Annotated in this window: 15 protein-coding genes and 1 pseudogene; 5 read left to right on the forward strand and 11 right to left on the reverse strand. The window is 50.9% G+C overall.

The genetic code is table 11. The annotated features are described in order from the left end of the window. Positions 1-17: 17 nt before the first annotated feature. The 5 genes from aroG to AC6R0L_RS05060 all read right to left on the reverse strand — a co-directional run bounded on the left by aroG (position 18) and on the right by AC6R0L_RS05060 (position 4,597). Positions 18-1,073, reverse strand: a complete 1,056-nt coding sequence (aroG, locus tag AC6R0L_RS05040; protein ID WP_487902187.1) for a 3-deoxy-7-phosphoheptulonate synthase AroG — start codon at positions 1,071-1,073, stop codon at positions 18-20. A gap of 185 nt (positions 1,074-1,258) precedes the next feature. Continuing rightward, positions 1,259-2,155, reverse strand: coding sequence for a heme o synthase (gene cyoE, locus AC6R0L_RS05045; RefSeq protein ID WP_500628466.1), 897 nt, complete (start codon positions 2,153-2,155; stop codon positions 1,259-1,261). After that, positions 2,148-3,239 carry a COX15/CtaA family protein gene (locus AC6R0L_RS05050; protein ID WP_500628467.1) on the reverse strand — a complete coding sequence of 364 codons (1,092 nt, stop codon included), beginning with the start codon at positions 3,237-3,239 and terminating at the stop codon, positions 2,148-2,150. The genes cyoE and AC6R0L_RS05050 overlap by 8 nt, the downstream gene beginning before the upstream one ends. Positions 3,240-3,249: 10 nt before the next feature. After that, complete coding sequence (locus AC6R0L_RS05055; RefSeq protein ID WP_500628468.1) at positions 3,250-3,834, reverse strand: redox-active disulfide-containing membrane protein; 585 nt, start codon at positions 3,832-3,834, stop codon at positions 3,250-3,252. Further along, positions 3,818-4,597, reverse strand: coding sequence for an SURF1 family protein (locus tag AC6R0L_RS05060; RefSeq protein WP_500628469.1), 780 nt, complete (start codon positions 4,595-4,597; stop codon positions 3,818-3,820). The genes AC6R0L_RS05055 and AC6R0L_RS05060 overlap by 17 nt, the downstream gene beginning before the upstream one ends. Before the next feature lie 46 nt (positions 4,598-4,643). Between AC6R0L_RS05060 and AC6R0L_RS05065 the strand changes: the two genes are divergently transcribed. After that, positions 4,644-4,877, forward strand: coding sequence for a DUF2909 family protein (locus AC6R0L_RS05065; RefSeq protein WP_487902182.1), 234 nt, complete (start codon positions 4,644-4,646; stop codon positions 4,875-4,877). Between the two features lie 51 nt (positions 4,878-4,928). Here AC6R0L_RS05065 and AC6R0L_RS05070 read toward each other — a convergent pair whose 3' ends face one another. From AC6R0L_RS05070 to coxB, 4 genes and pseudogenes are all read right to left on the reverse strand, one after another. Next, the gene (locus AC6R0L_RS05070) at positions 4,929-5,813 is read right to left on the reverse strand and encodes a cytochrome c oxidase subunit 3 (protein ID WP_500628470.1); all 885 of its coding nucleotides are present in this window, start codon (positions 5,811-5,813) and stop codon (positions 4,929-4,931) included. A gap of 188 nt (positions 5,814-6,001) precedes the next feature. Beyond that, positions 6,002-6,538: pseudogene (locus AC6R0L_RS05075) on the reverse strand (cytochrome c oxidase assembly protein); the annotation flags it as partial. Positions 6,539-6,546: 8 nt separating this feature from the next. Further along, the gene (gene ctaD / locus AC6R0L_RS05080; RefSeq protein WP_334552161.1) at positions 6,547-8,214 is read right to left on the reverse strand and encodes a cytochrome c oxidase subunit I; all 1,668 of its coding nucleotides are present in this window, start codon (positions 8,212-8,214) and stop codon (positions 6,547-6,549) included. Then, a complete protein-coding gene (gene coxB, locus AC6R0L_RS05085; protein ID WP_500628502.1) occupies positions 8,211-9,362 on the reverse strand; it encodes a cytochrome c oxidase subunit II in 1,152 nt (383 codons plus the stop codon). The genes ctaD and coxB overlap by 4 nt, the downstream gene beginning before the upstream one ends. Positions 9,363-9,875: 513 nt before the next feature. On the opposite strand from coxB, the gene AC6R0L_RS05090 reads away from it, so the two are divergent. The 3 genes from AC6R0L_RS05090 (at position 9,876) to AC6R0L_RS05100 (ending at position 12,756) form a co-directional block, all read left to right on the forward strand. Continuing rightward, positions 9,876-11,588, forward strand: coding sequence for a phospho-sugar mutase (locus tag AC6R0L_RS05090; protein WP_500628471.1), 1,713 nt, complete (start codon positions 9,876-9,878; stop codon positions 11,586-11,588). 146 nt (positions 11,589-11,734) lie between these two features. Then, complete coding sequence (locus tag AC6R0L_RS05095; RefSeq protein WP_500628472.1) at positions 11,735-12,451, forward strand: AzlC family ABC transporter permease; 717 nt, start codon at positions 11,735-11,737, stop codon at positions 12,449-12,451. Further along, positions 12,448-12,756 (forward strand): AzlD domain-containing protein, encoded by a 309-nt coding sequence (locus AC6R0L_RS05100; protein WP_487902175.1) that lies wholly within the window; start codon positions 12,448-12,450, stop codon positions 12,754-12,756. The genes AC6R0L_RS05095 and AC6R0L_RS05100 overlap by 4 nt, the downstream gene beginning before the upstream one ends. Before the next feature lie 13 nt (positions 12,757-12,769). Here AC6R0L_RS05100 and AC6R0L_RS05105 read toward each other — a convergent pair whose 3' ends face one another. Beyond that, complete coding sequence (locus AC6R0L_RS05105; RefSeq protein ID WP_500628473.1) at positions 12,770-13,384, reverse strand: fumarylacetoacetate hydrolase family protein; 615 nt, start codon at positions 13,382-13,384, stop codon at positions 12,770-12,772. A 411-nt stretch (positions 13,385-13,795) separates the two neighbouring features. On the opposite strand from AC6R0L_RS05105, the gene pulA reads away from it, so the two are divergent. Then, entirely contained in the window at positions 13,796-17,419 is a 3,624-nt protein-coding gene (gene pulA, locus AC6R0L_RS05110) for a pullulanase-type alpha-1,6-glucosidase (protein WP_500628474.1), read from the forward strand. A gap of 149 nt (positions 17,420-17,568) precedes the next feature. Here pulA and AC6R0L_RS05115 read toward each other — a convergent pair whose 3' ends face one another. After that, on the reverse strand, positions 17,569-18,480 hold the full coding sequence (locus tag AC6R0L_RS05115; protein WP_500628475.1) for a MalM family protein: 912 nt from the start codon (positions 18,478-18,480) through the stop codon (positions 17,569-17,571). Positions 18,481-18,489 lie beyond the last annotated feature (9 nt).

Genomic DNA, 18,489 nt, shown 5'->3' on the forward strand with positions numbered 1-18,489 from the left:
GTTCAAGAAGGTGAGAATTAACGGTTATTACGACGCGTTTCGACCGCTTGAGCGAGTTGGCGCAGTACCTTCTCGGTGTCATCCCAACCAATACACGCATCGGTAATCGATTGACCATACGTCAGCTCACAGCCCGCCACCAAATCTTGGCGACCTTCCACAAGGTGAGATTCAATCATCACACCAAATACTGCGTCTTCACCGCCTGCAATTTGTCCTGCCACGTCCTCTGCTACAACCATCTGGTTTTGGTACTGCTTTGAACTGTTCGCATGGCTAAAGTCGATCATCACTTTCTGTGGCAACCCTGAGGCTTCCAGCTCCGCTTTGATGGTGCCGACGTGATCGGCGCTGTAGTTTGGCTCTTTACCACCACGCAAAATAATGTGGCAATCTGGGTTGCCTGCTGTCTCGACAATGGCTGAATGGCCAAATTTGGTCACCGAAAGGAAGTGGTGCGATGCGCCAGCGCTTCGAATTGCATCAGACGCGATCTTGATGTTGCCATCCGTGCCGTTCTTAAACCCAACCGGGCATGAGAGACCCGAGGCGAGTTCACGGTGCACTTGCGACTCTGTCGTACGTGCGCCAATCGCACCCCAGCTGATCAAATCCGCCACATACTGCGGGGTGATCATGTCTAAAAATTCGCTTGCGGTGGGCATGCCCATGTCGGTCAAATCCAACAGTAATTTACGCCCCATACGCAAACCATCATTGATCGCAAATGAGTCATTCAAGTACGGGTCGTTGATCAAGCCTTTCCAGCCAACGGTGGTACGCGGTTTCTCAAAATAAACGCGCATCACGACTTCAAGACGATCGCCTAACTCATCGCGCAGAACTTTAAGACGCTGACCATATTCTAGCGCCGCTTCAGGATCATGAATAGAACAAGGCCCGATGATGACCAACAAACGGTCATCATCGCCTTTTAAAATATTAGAAATCGCTTCACGCGAACGAAACGTGGTTGAAGAAGCAGACTCAGTCGCCGGAAACTTCTCTAAAACAGCAACAGGGGGTAATAACTCTTTTACTTGGTTAATTCGTACATCATCAGTTTGAAACATCGCTTACTTCTTCCTATTTTCTTGGCCTGAACACAGCATCAAAGACAGTGATGCAAAAATGTTCAATCTCTCGTCACTCTGTTCCCAGTAACTTATCTGCCAAAAACAAGGCTTGCAAGCATTATTTTATTTAAAAGGCAATATTATATCTAATTTTAAAATTTACACCGACCGTTCATTAATATTTACATCCAGTAATGATCAACTAAAAGTAGCAGAAACAGCAGCATTAACTGATAGATTGAGTACTTAAACGTCTCAATGGCTGATTTGTCGGTGGGAGCGAATTTCAGTTTCCAGGCATGAGCAACAAAGCCGAGGCAGAGCAGAGTTGCCCCGACCCAATACATGGTGCCTGCCATACCGACTAAGGCAGGCATTAAGCACACCAATGTCAACAGCACGGTATAGAGCAAGATCGAGGTTTTGGTGTACTCCTCGCCATGGGTCACAGGGAGCATGGGGATGTCGGCTTTGGCATAATCCGCTTTGCGATGGATAGCCAGCGCCCAAAAATGAGGCGGGGTCCAGATGAAGATGATCATCACCAGTAACCAAGCGTGTGCGTGCATCTCACCGGTGACCGCCGTCCAACCAAGTAAGGGAGGCATAGCGCCGGCGATGCCTGCGATAACAATGTTTTGCGGTGTCGCACGTTTAAGGTAGAGCGTGTAAACCACCGCGTAACCCAGAAGGCTCGCTAACGTCAGCCAAGCCGTGAGTGCGTTGACGCCAAAGAGCAACACCCCCATCCCCACGGCGCCAAGAGCAAAGGCGAACACAAATACATTGACCGCCTTGATGCGACCAGAGGGCAGAGGTCTTTGATAAGTACGCGCCATAATCGCGTCAATTCGGCGATCGACCAGGTGATTAAACGCCGCTGCTGAACCCGCCATCAAGGCGATGCCGACCAACCCAAGCACCGTTTGCTGTATGGGTAGTGAGCCTTCCACGGCCAAACACATCCCCACCAGCGCGGTAAGCAGCATCAGCGCCACCACTTTCGGTTTAGTGAGCGTGAAATAGTGATGCGCGAGTGATTTCTCCGCGCTGGAGGTAAACGTCGCGGTTTTACTCATGAGCACTCTCCTTAATGTCAATCACTGACGGGCGCTTTGGGGGTTGCGTCCTCACAGACGCGGCGATTCTCGGGCTAATGCGCTGCGTCGCTTTCTTTGGCGCACTGACTTGGCTCAGCAAGTAATTGGCTCTCAACGTGGCGACCAACAGCAGCGCTGCGCCAAGGTTGTGCGCAACGGCAATAGCCAAAGGTAAACTGAGCAGTACGTTACTTACTCCCAGTACGATTTGAAGGACCAACAGCCCAAGTAGCCAATGGGCACAGCGGGTAAACTCCGTATTACGATAACGCTTAAGCGCGACCACCAACGCGAGAACAGACAGCGTCACCAGCATGGCACCAAAACGATGCGTGACATGAATCGTCATTCGCGCGCCATAGTCGAGAGTACCGAATTCGTAACTCTCACTCTTGGGCTGGATAAGCTCAAAGGCCGTCTCAAAATCCAAATATTGTGTCCAGTTTCCCTCACAAATCGGCAGAGAAGTACACATCAGCGCGGCGTAATTTGATGAGGTCCATCCCCCTAATGCCACCTGCGCTACCACTACCAATGCCGTGCTCCCTGCCAGCCAGCGCAGTCCACGAGATACTGAAATGTCACCCAGTCGGTGTGCCAACGGATAACGAGTCACATGCCAATAGCTCAAACAGAGCAGGCTAAACAACGTAAAACCACCAAGCAGGTGCCCCATAACGACAATCGGCATCAGCTTCATCGTAACCGTCCACATCCCCAGTAACGCTTGAAACACAATCACGGCAGGGAGTGCGAGAGACAGCCCAACAGGTAACGCTCGATGCTTCAAGCCAAGGTAGGCGATGGCAAACACCAGCAAGCCAAGGCTGCCGGCAAAGTAACGATGGATCATCTCAAGCCACGCCTTGTCGGCTTCTACCGTGAGTTCAGGGTAAAGCGCGCTCGCTTTGGCTAGCTCGTGGCTTTCATTGGGCACCGTTAAATGGCCGTAACAACCGGGCCAATCCGGACACCCGAGTCCTGCGTCAGCCAAACGAGTATAGGCACCAAGAAGAATGACCATCAAGGTGAGCAGTAAACTGGCTCTTAGTAATGTAATCATACTTCCCCTCTTACCCGACCCGAGACAGCTTGAGCAATTTGCGCAAATCCGCCAGTAAGCCTTTGCTTTGCGCGGGTAGTTGGGCGAGATCTTGCTCTGGCGGATAACGCATCACTAGCTGCCCCAATGGGTCGATAATCACATACTCAAAGTCCCCGACCACTTGATGAAACGCCTCATTGATCGCAATGCTGGTCAGCACGTGCTCTTCTAGGTACGGTGCGCTTTTATCGGTGCGCAGCAATACTGGGGCGACGCGTTCTTGATATTTTCCTAGTGCAATGTGAGTTTGACCAAGAAGATGAATTTGCTGTTGGCATCGCGCCTCACATTCGCTCGGCAAGACGTAGCCCAGTTGCCACTGTTTATGCTGAAAAGGATTGGCGACACCGAGCGACTCAAAGGTGGTGAGCGGTTCGATTAGAGTCCCTTGATTGGTCACGCCCGAGTTGTACCACTGCTTGACCAAAATCGCCTTGGCGGCAATCACGGGGAGAGTGAAAAACAGCACCAACGCGATCAGCGTCAAGCGCCCTCGGGTGACACGACGTGTATCGACCGAATTCGGGGTTCCCATTTTAGCGGCATGAGTCATGCGACACCTCCTTGTGAGTAGAGTCTAGGCTGCGATGATGCGCCTTGACCTCTGCAAGCGTTCTTTTGATGGTACGAAACAGCAGCAGTGAGACAATCAGTAGCAAAGCCAGCGCCATAGAGAACCATTGCACGGCGTAACCCAAATGCTTCTCTGGGCTCATCGATATGGGTTGCCACGGCTGAGGGTAGGGCCAACTTTCCCCAGTTGTTACATCTATAGACCAAGAGGTAGGTTGCGCGATAAATGTCGCCATCGGTGCAGCCCACTGTTTGGCAAGCGCCTCTGTATTGATGTTTTGCACCCGTGCGGGGTTGCCCGCTTCGTAATACAGCTCATTGCTTAGCGGGTTGAACGATTTCTGATACAGCCTTGCGCTCATCGAACCGGGCTCGTTCAACCACTCCACCTCAGGTAATACATCTCGCGTTGCTTTTGCTTCCACCCAACCGCGTTCGACCAACAGATGCTCATCCACACCACGCACATCCACCAATTGAATCGCTAAGTAGCCAACCTTGCCTTGGTATGACTGATTGTCGAGCAAGACGGTTTTTCCTGCGATGGGGGTGTAATCGAAATGCACCATCACACCGGTTGGCTGCGCTCTCTGCACTTGAGACAAGGCACTGAGTGCGACAGGGCCTTGCTGCAAATGCTCTGCGACGCTTTGCGCGATCTGCGCTTTTTCTTCTGCTCGCGAGAGCTGCCACAAGCCAAGTTTGACCAAAAAGCAAAAGGCAACCACAGTTAACAGAACCATCAACGCAAAGCCTCGGGTATAAAACCGGCGACGTAAGGAATCTCGGATGATTTTTTTGTTTAAACTGCTGCTCGTTCTCTTACTACTGTTCATTCTGTTTAATCTTGGCCTTGCATTAATTGAGATGGTCAAAGGCCCGCGCCAAGACACCTCCAAAGAAGACAACAAACCCATGAGTCACTATTTGGGGCGACGCGTGTTCCTCTCTGCTCTCGCGGTCATTTTGTTAATTGCCGCGCTGCTTAGTGGTTTCATTGAGCCGAACGTGCGCCCCTACTAACTGCTCTTATCTGCCTGTCTTTTTTCTTTGTCTACCTCGTCGTCTACCTCTTTAAAGCACGTAGACAAAGACAAACAAACACAGCCACACCACATCGACAAAGTGCCAATACCAACTGCCCGCTTGGAAAGCGAAATGGTCTTTCGGCGTAAAATGGTCTTTCGCCACACGTGCCAGCAAAATGATCAAAAACGTTGTCCCGAGCAGCACGTGCATGCCATGAAATCCGGTCAGCAAAAAGAAGGTGTTGCCGTACACCCCGGATTGCAGAGTGAGCCCTAAATCTTGATAGGCGTGCACATATTCCACCCCTTGGTAGTAAAGGAAGAAGCAGGCCAACACAATCGTCAGCTCCAACCACACGATCAGGGCCATACGGTGATTTTTTTCCAAACTGGTGTGGGCCAAATGCAGCGTGATGGAGGAAGTCAGCAGCAACAAGGTATTGATCAGCGGGATGCCCTGCCAAGGCATCGCTGTGGTGGTCGTGCCTGAGGGAGTGGTGGTGAGCGGCCACAACGCCTCAAAAGCGGGCCACAGCACCTCATGAGTCATGGCGTTGTTACTCGCGCCGCCAAGCCAAGGGACAGAAACCATGCGCGCGTAAAACAGCGCACCAAAAAAGGCGCCAAAGAACATGATTTCCGAGAAGATAAACCAGCTCATTCCTTGACGAAATGAGCGAGAAAGTTGCTCTGAGTATTTGCCACTCATGCTCTCAGTGATCACATTGCTAAACCAACCTGCAAACATATAGAGTAAAAACAGTAAGCCTGCGGTTAAAATCAGCTTACCAAAGACACTGGTATCGCCCCCTTCTGCCATACTCTGCACCGTGATCCCAGCGCCAACAGCAATTAAAAAGAGCGCCACGGCGCCGACAATCGGCCAACTGCTCTGCGCGGGAACAAAATACGGTTGATGTTTCGTACTCATGGGGTAACTCCTTGCTCAAGGCTTCCTTGACTCACCCTTTCTTGACTCACAATACCTCGACTTCCATTCCCTTGACGTCCATTACCTTGACTCCGACTACCTTGACGGAATGTGTCTTGAGCCGCCATTGGCACCGATGCGACCCGAGCCATCGCGGTGACAGGCGTTGAGGTGTCATCAACAACGGATGGCGTCTCTTTTTGCGTGATGTCGTACAGGGTGTAAGAGAGTGTCAGTGTATGAATCGAATCGGGAATGTCCGGTTCGATGTAAAAAATCAGTGGCATCTCGGCATCTGCCCCTGAATCTAGGGGTTGCTGATTAAAACAAAAGCACTCTATTTTGTTGAAATAGGTAGCCCCTAGACCGGGTGAGACCGACGGTACTGCTTGCCCCACTACGGTATGATTGGCGAGGTTTTTCGCCTGATACGCGGTTTGAATCACCTCGCCCGGGTGCACATCGAGATGGGTCAATTTGGGCTGAAACTGCCACTCAATACCCGGGTTATTGTGCGCCATAAACTCCACTCTCACGGTACGCGAGGTATCGATACTCAACCCGGCAGGTGCCACCACCGACTCGCTGTTGGTTTTGCCATTGATGCCCAACGCATCGCACATCACGTCATACAGCGGCACAAGTGCAAAACCAAAACCGAACATAGCGACGACCGCAGCGCACAGCTTTAAGGTCAATTTCTGGTTCGCATTTGCTTGGCTCATCTCTCACCTCAATCAATCTTAGGCGGTGTTGAAAACGTGTGATGTGGTGCAGGGCTAGGCACGCTCCACTCCAAACCTTCTGCACGCTCCCACGGTTTTGCGCTTGCCTTTTCGCCGCCACGAATACACTTAATGACGAGCCACAAGAAGATCAGTTGAGAGAGACCAAAGGCAAACCCACCAATGGAGACGATTTGATTGACGTCGGCAAACTGAATGGCGTAATCAGGAATGCGTCTTGGCATCCCCGCAAGACCAAGGAAATGCATCGGAAAGAACAAGATATTGACGGAAATGACCGAGCACCAGAAATGCCACAAGCTCAACCTATGGTCATACATGTGACCCGTCCACTTCGGCAACCAGTAATACGCTGCCGCCATGATCGAGAAGACTGCGCCCGAGACTAAGACATAGTGGAAATGTGCCACCACAAAGTAGGTATCGTGATACTGGAAATCCGCGGGAACGATCGCCAACATCAAGCCCGAAAATCCCCCAATCGTGAAAAGAATGATAAACGCAATAGCAAACAGCATCGGCGTTTCAAACGTCATCGCCCCTCGCCACATAGTCGCGACCCAGTTAAACACTTTCACGCCAGTCGGCACCGCGATGAGCATGGTGCAATACATAAAGAACAGCTCAGCAAACACCGGCATGCCGGTCGTAAACATATGGTGCGCCCAAACCAAGAAAGAGAGCAGCGCGATACTGCACGTCGCGTAGACCATTGAGTGATAACCAAAGAGCTTTTTACCACTAAAAGCGGGGATAATCGCCGAAATGATACCGAATGAGGGCAAAATCATGATGTACACTTCCGGGTGACCAAAGAACCAGAAAATGTGCTGGAACATTACCGGATCGCCCCCTCCAGCCGCATCAAAAAACGAGGTGCCAAAGTACTTATCGGTCAACACCATGGTCACCGCCCCCGCCAATACCGGCATGACCGCGATCAGCAGAAACGCCGTGATCAGCCAAGTCCAAACAAACATGGGCATTTTGAACCAAGTCATTCCTGGCGCGCGCATGTTGACGATAGTGACGATCACATTGATCGCGCCCATGATGGAACTGATGCCCATGATATGTACAGAAAAGACGAACAGCGCGGTGCTATCGGGGCCATAGGTGGTCGATAGCGGTGCATAGAACGTCCAACCGAAATCGGGACCGCCGCCTTCAGTAAACAGCGAGGCAATCAGAATCAAGAACGCAAAAGGAAGAATCCAAAAACTTAAGTTGTTCATTCGAGGTAGCGCCATATCCGGCGCGCCAATCATCATTGGAATCATCCAGTTTGCAAGCCCAGTAAAAGCCGGCATTACGGCGCCAAACACCATGATCAATCCATGAACCGTGGTCATTTGGTTAAAAAACTGCGGTTCCACCAGTTGTAGACCCGGTTGGAACAACTCAGCGCGAATCACCATCGCCATCGCGCCGCCAGTAAGGAACATGATAAAGCTGAACCAAAGATAGAGCGTGCCGATGTCTTTGTGGTTGGTGGAGTAAATCCAGCGGTAAATACCGCTTGGCGCATCGTGGTGATCGTCATGATGATCTTCTATCACGCCCTCAGCGTGACCAGCGCGGCTTAGCTCCGCATCCGTTACAGGCGCAGATTTGACGTTGTCTGCCGTCATAGAGTCAGATTTGGACGTTTTCATTGTCCCTCCTCGGCTGCGCCAGCATTGTTAGCGCTTTTTGAAGCTTTATAGGCATCGACGTCTGACGCTTGTATGACGTCACCCGTATTATTACCCAGTCCATTACGTTGATAAGTCACCACCGCCGCGATTTCTTTGTCGGTCAATTGATTGGCAAACGCCTGCATGGCAGTGCCCGGGCGGCCATAAACAATGGTGTCAATGTGATTGTTTATCTCACCCGTAGCCACTTTACTGCCCGTGATCGCCGGGAACGCCCCCGGAATACCAGCGCCATTGGCTTGGTGACATACCGCGCAGCGATCGAGATAGACTTTCTCGCCCAAGGTGACGAGCTCTTCGAGAGAGAGTGTTGCCGTCAGTGACGCCGCAGCCTCTTGTTTGGCTAGAGCGAGTTGTGCTTTTTTATCCGCTAGCCACTGCTCGTACTCTGCTTCTTCCATTGCGTGGACCACGATCGGCATAAAACCATGCGCCCTCCCACACAATTCAGCACATTGGCCGCGATACACCCCTGGCTTATCGATGCGCGTCCACGCTTCGTTAATAAATCCTGGAATGGTGTCTTTCTTGACCGCAAAATCTGGCACCCACCAAGAGTGGATCACATCATCGGACGTCATCAAAAATCGTACTTTGCGATTGATCGGCAACACTAACGGGTTATCGACCTCCAGCAGGTAATGGGCGCCTTTTTCTTCAATGCCATCGATCGCTTTTTGACTGGTCGCGAGCAAGCTGAAAAACTCAACGTCTTCATCAAAGTAGCTGTAGTGCCACTTCCATTGCGACCCGGTGATTTTGATCGTTAAGTCCGATTGTGACGTATCTTCCATGGCCACTAAGGTTTTGGTGGCGGGGATCGCCATCAAGACCAAGATGACGATCGGGATCACCGTCCAGATCACTTCGACTTTGGTACTTTCATGGAAATGTGCCGCAACCGCGCCTTTGGATTTTCGGTGGTGATACATGGAATAGAACATGATGCCAAACACCACCAGTGCGATGGCGCAGCAGATGTAAAAGATCAGCATGTGCAGTTCATAGACCTGACCGCTGATATTGGTCACACCTTGTGTCATGTTGTAGGTGGTGCCTGTGGGGCTTTCCTCGGCCGATGCGTGGGCGGGTAACACCAACCACACACTGGTTATTCCATAGCCAAGCCATTGCCCAAGTAATCGCCACAGTGCCTGCTGTACTCGTTTCAAACGATGTCTCCTTTGCTCGGTAGCCTACTGGCTAACTCGCTTGAACTCAGCGTTCCCTCACCGCACCTCGGCCTACTACACATCACCCGAAGGGAGTCGCTCAGTTGATTCCTATAAACAGCGAAATTTGGTTTAATTTGTTATATTTATGTTAACAAAATGAATGTAATTAAAAGCTAGTTGGCGTTTTCAGATTGTGCAAGCGGTTGACAAGGTCCAATGATTTTTTTGTGACCCAATGTTTTTTATCGGCAAAGTAATTTTGTTGGCATAGCCATTTTGGCCGCATAGTGATTTAACGATTGCGCTCCTATAAATGATAATTGATATCAATTAAAATCATCACAACCATAGTTACACTGTCGTCCATTGCTGTAATAGATAGCTACAATACAAAGAGAACGACATACAAACCGTCAGTCGCAAGACCTACGAGGAACCCTTAACATGAAACAGTATGATCAATGGCTAGCACGCGATCCCGATCCCGCCACCCGTGAAGAGCTACAACGTCTCATCGAGCAGCAGCAACAAGCAGAACTTGACGATCGTTTTAGCCAACGGCTCGAATTTGGCACCGCGGGCCTAAGGGGCAAAGTGGGTTGTGGGCCTAACCGTATGAATAGGTTGGTGATTCAAGAAACCGCTACAGGGCTAGGTCACTATCTGCTAGCACAAATCCCACAGGCAGCTGAGCGCGGCGTCGTGGTCGGCTACGATGGCCGCATCGATTCCAAACAGTTTGCACACGATACCACTGCGGTACTGACGGCCCTTGGGATTAAAGTCTTTCTCACGCATCATGTTGCCGCGACGCCTATCGTGGCGTTTGGTGTCAAACACTTTGGCGCAGCAGCGGCGGTGGTGGTGACAGCCAGCCACAACCCACCGGAATACAACGGATTTAAAGTCTACTGGGAGAATGGCGCTCAGATCGTTCCACCGCATGATTCCGGCATTGCGAAGCACATTGAAGACGCCGCGACGGCGCCGCTCGCGCTGATGGATCTCAGTGAGGCTGAGTCTCAAGGCTTGCTGGTTTGGCTTGATGACGCGTACTACAACACCTATCGACAAGCCATCAACACTCACCCGCAACTCGGCCAAGCGCCAGCCCCCATTACCATCAGCTACACCGCCATGCATGGTGTCGGCGCAGAGATGGCAGAAGCACTGCTCAGCGATGCGGGCTTTAACCAAGTTTACAGCGTCAAAGAGCAGCGTGAGCCAGATGGCCATTTTCCGACCGTTAACTTCCCCAACCCCGAAGAAGCGGGCGCGATGGACAAAGTGATTGAATTAGCCAAGGCGCACAACGCCGATCTCGCCTGCGCCAATGATCCCGATGCGGATCGCTTTGCGGTGGCGGCAAGAACCGCGCAAGGCGACTATCAAATGTTAACCGGCGATCAAGTGGGCGCGCTGTTTGGTCATTATCTACTCAGTCATTTTGATCGCAGCCAAGGTGCCACGCCGCTCGTGGGAAATACCATTGTCTCTTCAACGCTGCTCGCCAGCATCGCGCGCTCGCTTGGCGGTGAGTACTACCAAACGCTGACGGGCTTTAAGTGGCTCACTAACGTTGCCATGAGTAAAGTATCGAGTGATCGCCCGTTCCTGTTTGCCTATGAAGAGGCGTTGGGTTACACCATTGGCACCACCGTCTGGGACAAAGATGGCCTGTCAGCGCTGGTGGCGTTTGCTCAGTTGACGGCAGAGTTAGCACGCCAAGGAAAAACCGTGTGGGATCAACTGGAGACGATTTATCGTCAACATGGCATGGTGGTCAATGCGCAGCGCAGTATTGCCCTTGACCCAAGCGCACCCGCTATTGGAGAGAGCCTAAGAGCCTCACCAGTCAGCCAAATTGCAGGGCGTGACATCGAACGAGTCGACGATCTCAAAACGCTCATCACCACCTATCAAGATGGTCGAATGGAAACCATAAACTTACCGGCCAGTGATGTGCTTATCTATCATCTCGCGGGTGGCGCGCGTGTGATTGTTCGCCCATCCGGCACTGAACCGAAAATTAAGTGTTATTACGAAGTGGTCGAAGCCTTCCCACCTGAGCAAAGTTTTGCCGAAGCCAGCAACCACGCTCAGCAAGTGATGGATTTACTCATCAGTGAACATCAAACGAGCTTAACCCACCTTTAGCACTCAAGCGCTTTTATGACACGAAAGCGCTTTGTATAACGGCCTCATTATCGATAAGCTAGCAGAATCAATGGCATGTCGCCTATCGCGCTGGCTTTTCACCTGGCGAAAAATAGAGACCAGTGCAAAACGGATAATTGAGGCTTATGGATACCGACACACTCCCCACCCACCAAACCAGTAAACGAGAACAATTTCTCAAAGGTAGCCTTGCTATGGTGCCTCTGAGCATTGCGGTGATCCCTTGGGGATTGCTCGCAGGCTCGTTTGCCATCGACGCGGGATTGACCAGTTTAGAGAGCCAAGCGCTCTCGGCGATTTTGTTTGCGGGTTCCGCGCAATTAGTCGCAACGGGCATGTTTAAAGCGGGCGCAGGGCTTGCCACTATGTTGCTCACCACCTTCTTTATTACTTCCCGTCATTTGCTGTACAGCGTGTCGATGCGCAATCGAATCAGTCCACTGCCTCTAAAATGGCGTCTGACGCTCGGTTTTTTGCTGACCGATGAACTGTTTGCTATCTGTGGTCAGCAATCTGAGCAGCAGTTCGATCGCTGGTATGCCTTGGGCGCTGGCCTCAGTTTTTATCTTTGTTGGAACTTAGCGACCTTAGCAGGCATTGTGCTTGGCAATCAAATCCCGATGATGAATGAGCTCGGTCTCGAGTTTGCGGTTGCGGCGACCTTTATTGCCATCGTCGTGCCCAATATTCAGTCGTCGCCAGTGATCGTTGCCGTACTCACTTCGCTGATCGTCGCGGTCACTTGTCACTATTTCTCACTCGATGGAGGACTGATGCTAGCGAGTATCAGTGGCATGTTGGCAGGTTATGTGACGGAGCAAGTGAAAGGGAGAGCGGTATGATTTTAGGGTCAATTTTAGCGATGACGGCGTTGGTGTTTCTCAGCCGCTACCTGTTTCTTGAGCCCAAATTACCACTCAAGCTCAATCACAGTATGCAGCGCTTGCTCAGCTACTCAGCGCCTGCGGTATTAACCGCCATTTGGGCACCGATTGTCTTTATACCGGAGGGAGAGCTATGGCTGTCACACAGCAATCCCTATTTAGTGGGCGCAGTGATTGCGGCCTTGATTGCTTGGAAAACCAAAAACGTATTGCTGACCACCGTGATCAGTATGTGTCTTTTCCTACTATTGAAACTGATGTAACTCACGCATCCGATTATTGTGCAATCCACTCAATCTCCATCAAGGTGGTGTCATCCGTTTTCAACCGCGCAAGGAAGCGATCGCCACTGTGCACTTCGCCCACACCTTGTGGCGTGCCTGTCATGACCACATCCCCGTCATATAGCGTGGTGTAGCTGCCGAGCTCTTGCAAAATCGCTTGTGGAGAATAGATCATCTGCGTGACTGCACCTTTTTGAACGCGCACGCAGTTGATGTAGAGCTCGATACTCAGCGCATTCACCTCTATGCCATCGAGTGGCATAAAACGGCTAAGCACCGCAGAGCCATCAAACGCTTTTGCTCGCTCCCAGGGTAATCCTTTTCCTTTGAGAGACGACTGCAAGCCGCGTTTGGTCAAATCAAGCCCTAGCCCCACATGACTATATTCTCCGTTCGTCACCACAAAACAGATCTCTGCTTCGTAATGAAGCGGCTCTTGATGAAAAGAGGACAAGGTTGACGTAATCGCACTGGCTGGCTTATTAAACACCACCATCTGCTCTGGAACGGCGTTACCCAACTCGTGAATATGTTCGATATAGTTGCGGCCAATACAGACGATTTTGCTAGGGGTAATCTCACTACTGCCGAGTTTTATTGACGTCATTTTTCCATCCGTGGTCATCAATTGTCGTTGTTAACTAACGCACCGATTCTAAATGAGTTTTTTGACAATTTAACCTACCAATCTGATAAATTCAGATCTGAGACCGTTATTTTACAACAAAAAATATGTGTCTTTTTTTCGCCTACTGAACTCACACAATTTAGGTTGAGTTCTCCTCCTGTACTACGCCTCACCCCTCCTCCTCTACGCGAATTGAGTCTTATTTTTACACGCTATTTTGTGATCCTAAAAACACTTATTGTTCACTTTTCAACCAGAGATGTGAGGCGCACTCAATCACGCCATTATTTCTCACACCAAAGCAACTTTAGCTCTGGTACTCACACATGGCGTGGCCTCTCAATCGTATGCTTTTTGTTGCTAATCAACAGAGAATGGAAGCACATAACGATGAAACACTACACGTTTAATCCGGTGGTTAAGGCCATCATACCCATGCTTGCCGTGGCCGCCTTGGCGGGTTGTAAACTCAATCCACCAACCGAAGAGGGAGACGACCTCTACCCAGCTGCCAACGATGAGGTGGTGATCTACTACAAACGCGACAGCGAGATTGCGGCGCAATCAACCGGCAGTGATTATGACGGTTGGGGCATGCACCTTTGGAATGGGGAGGGATGCACCAGTACGGATTTACCAGCAATGGACATTGCCGACACCGGTACGGATTGGAACGCGCCTTATCTTCGTACGGGTATCAGCGCTACCTATGGCGCGTATTACGTGCTCAAGGTGGATCTTGACGCCTCAGATCCACATAACTGCATGAACTTTATTCTCCACAAAGGCGATGAGAAAGCCTTTGGTAGCCAAAATGCTAAAGTGGATTTGACCAAACTTGGTCCCACACGCAGCCTATTTGGTTTCCATGGTAGCAGTGAGCTGTACTATACACCCACCAAAGAGCGGCCAGTCATGATTGATGGGCGCAAAGCCCACTGGCTAAACAGTGATACACTCGCATGGGAAAGCGCCTCAAGCGCCGCATCGGTCAAGCTCTTTTACGCGCCAAACGGCGGCATTTCGATGAGCAGTGACAAAACCATTCAAGGTGGAACTGAAGTTGCCCTCTCAACCAGTGGCAGCCTAAGCGATGACCTGAAAACACGTTTTCGCCATCTCGTAGAATTGGGCGCAATTACACTGGATGTCGATGACGCCACACTACGCACCATCCTAAAATCGCAAGTGGTGGTCGCGGCTTATAACAACAGTGGTCACTTGGTAGCCTCAACCGAAGTGCAAAAAGCGGGTGTATTGGATGCGGTATTCGCCGCAAGCGATGCGGGTAATGCAATGGCTGAAACACTCGGCGCCATCGTTGAGCAAGGCGATACCACCTTCAAACTGTGGGCACCCACTGCAAAGAACGTTGAATTGGTCATCTACGATACCGATAAAACGGAACTAGAGCGCGTGACGCTGAGTGAAAACACGACAACCGGCATTTGGTCGTCTGAGGCGCTGAGTGACAAAGTCGGCCTCTATTATCAATATCAAGTCACCGTTTATCATCCAACCACAGGCGTGGTGGAAACCCGTTTGGTCACAGACCCATACTCACTCAGCCTTTCCAGCAATTCACGCTACTCACAAGTGGTGGATCTCAACGACAGCAATCTTATGCCTAGCGGCTGGGAGAGCTCCACCAGCCCGGTGCTGGCTAAAGATGAAGATCACGTCCTATACGAATCTCATCTGCGTGATTTCAGCTTCAGTGATCAACTTGGCAGCCCAGAGCTCAACGGTAAATACACCGCGTTGACCGAAGCGTCACGTGAATCCGTGCAGCACCTACAAGCGCTCAAAGATGCCGGCCTGACTACGCTGCATATTTTACCCGCATTCGACATTGCGACGGTGGATGAAGAGAGCGACAATCGCGTCGATATTACCGATACCGTGGGCAAGCTGTGCGCTATTAAATCTACAGCGGCGATTTGTGAGACCAATGGCGACAACGAGATCATCGAAGATGTGCTCAACAGCTATGACCCCACGACAGGTGCAGCGCAAGCACTCATGAATGATCTGCGTATGCTAGACAGCTTTAACTGGGGATACGATCCGTTCCACTACACCGTCCCTGAAGGCAGCTACGCGACCAACCCCGAAGGCACCACGCGCATTGTCGAATTCCGTGAAATGGTCAAAGCGGCGCACGATATGGAGTTGAAGCTGGTGATGGATGTGGTCTACAACCACACGAACGCCTCTGGCATCAATGAAAAATCGGTGCTGGATAAAATTGTCCCTGGGTATTACCACCGCCTAGACACCAATACTGGCCAAGTTGAGATGTCCACCTGTTGTGATAACACGGCAACAGAAAACTTGATGATGGGCAAGTTGATGGTTGATTCGCTCAAAGTGTGGGCCAGCGATTACAAAGTCGATGGTTTCCGTTTTGACTTGATGGGCCACCAGCCTAAAGATCTGATGGTCTACGCGTTAGAGCAAGTGCGCAGCATCGACCCTGAAACCCTCTTCTATGGCGAAGGTTGGGATTTTGGTGAGGTGGCCAATAACGCTCTTTTTGAGCAAGCCACGCAAATTAACATGGCAGGCACCGAGATCGGTACCTTCTCCGATCGCCTGCGGGATGCAGTACGTGGTGGCAGCCCATTTGACGGCGGACAAAACTCACAAGGTAAGCACCCACTTCGCTTTAATCAGGGCTTTGCCAACGCGGCATACCCCAACGAAGAGGTGACTCAAGATCAGGCTTATCTTGATGCCATGCTGCACAATCAAGATTTGGTGCGTCTTGGCATGGCCGGTAACCTTGCCGATTATCGCCTCACCGATTATCAAGGCACGCTGCAGATGGGTAAAAACATCGACTACAACGGTGCGCCGGCTGGTTACACTCACAAACCATCTGAGAACATTTCGTATGTCTCTAAACACGACAACCAAACCTTGTGGGACAACAACGCCTATAAGATTGCGACAGGCACCAGCAGCGCTGAACGCGCCAGAATGCAGACGGTGGCACTCTCTACCGTGATGCTTGGACAAGGCATTCCGTTCATTCATATGGGCTCGGAGTTGCTGCGTTCGAAATCGATGCAGCGTGATTCTTATGATTCGGGCGATTGGTTTAACCGCGTACGTTTTGACGGCTCAGACAATAACTGGAATGTCGGCCTACCGCGTGAAGACAAAGATGGCGCCAACTGGCCGCTGATTCAAACCCTACTCAGTGACAGCACCGCAAAACCTGTCCCGACCGACATCGAGCTGAGCAAACAACAGTTCCTCGAGCTGCTCACCATACGCAGCACCAGTGAGCTGTTCCGTTTGCCAAGTTTGACCGAGGTACAAAACCGCGTTGATTTCCATAATGTCGGACCTCAGCAAACTCAGGGGCTGATTGTCATGTCTATTGACGATGGTGTGAGCGCAGGCGACGATTTGGATGCCAACTATGATGCGATTGTGGTCATCGTCAACGCCACGGCACAGACGCAAGACTTCGATATCGCAAGCGCGAGCAACTTTACCTTGCACGCTGTGCAACAAAACTCGGCAGACAGCGATGTCCAAGGGGCAAGTTTTAGCGGTAACACCTTTAGCGTGCCAGCACTCACCACCGCTGTGTTTGTTCAAGAGCAATCTGGCGTGCAAGGCGCTGGCTTACCCGTGAGCAGTAAAGATCTTTCCGACACACCACCGTACGGCGACACCACCGTGTATGTCAAAGGTGAAATGAATGGTTGGAGCGATGATGCGAACTGGGCGATGAGCTTTATTGGCAACGGCATCTACAGCGTCACCCATACCCTCGATGCCGGAAGCTACGCGTTCAAATTCGCCGACTCAGGTTGGAGTAACCCCAACATCGGTTGCGACAACGCCGCACAAGCCAGCAGCTCACTACCACTTGGTAGCGACGGCAACTGCTCAGTCACCATCAGCGAAGCGGGTGACTACACCTTTAAGCTTAATGCCGTTTACCTACAAAACGACAGCGAAACTCAGCCTGTGCTTTCTGTGGTAAAGGCCAACTAACCTAAGCAAGACGAGGCGCCGATGGGCGCCTCACTTGTTCCATTCAGACTGCATATTGACAAAAGCACGAAAAAGCCCATGTGTATTCATTATCACATGGGCTTCTTTTTAACTAATCGTACGGTTAACTACGTTCGAATCGCTAGTGGTTAGCGCGCATTCACCGCTTTGATAAAGGTCTCTTGTGCACCTTCAACGTTGAGCGCTTTGGCTTCTTCTAGCAGGCTCAAGGCTTTGTCGAGTAACCCTGCATTGACCGCGTTTTCAATGCTAGACAAGTAGAAAGACCTCTGAGCGTCAGTCAACAGTGATGACTCTGCTACTTCATCGGTGCTGATCACCGCAACTTCTGACGTCAGTTGATTCGCGGTGCTCTTCTGCTCTGCCAACTCTTTTTGGAACTGAGCATGAGCGGTATCCGTGCTTGCAACGGTGATCGGCTCTTCAACGATGACCGCATCATCCACGGTTGCGACCAGTGTCAGCTGGCCAAATTCCGCATGAGGAATGATTGGGTTAGGGACATCAGGCGGATAGTTTCCGCGAGCAATAGCGTCAAGCTTAACGGGATGCAAGACTTCAGACTCCCCCGTGACCAACTCAGGTGTTGTAAAGACCAACAGTTTGACTTTCTGTTTACCTACAGGCTGAACCGTCACTTCACTGACAAGGCGATCGCCATCAAGCGCGTACGCATGTTTGTATTCAAAATCATCTTTTCCAAAACGCTTGAGGACTTGATTGTTTTCATTGAGCAGCAACGCATTGGGGTAAAAGACCGTTTTTTTAAAATGACTAACGAGTTCTAACTCCAACTCTTTGCCTTGCGTATCGATAGTAAACGCCGCAATCGCACTTTGACCCGTTGCAAAGGTGTAGGTCTGGTTGGTGTCATCAATAGCAAAATTAATTCGCTTGGTTGGCGTTACCTCAACCCATTGAATGTCTGAGTATGACTGAGCCACTTGAGCGACACCCGCGGAATCAAAAACAACGGTTTCCGTCGTGGTACAGCCAAGTAGTGCCATGCTGATTGCACAGCCTAATACGAGTTGTTTCATCGCTACCTC

The organism is Vibrio sp. R15-SG3-ISO1A (genome assembly GCF_059833955.1).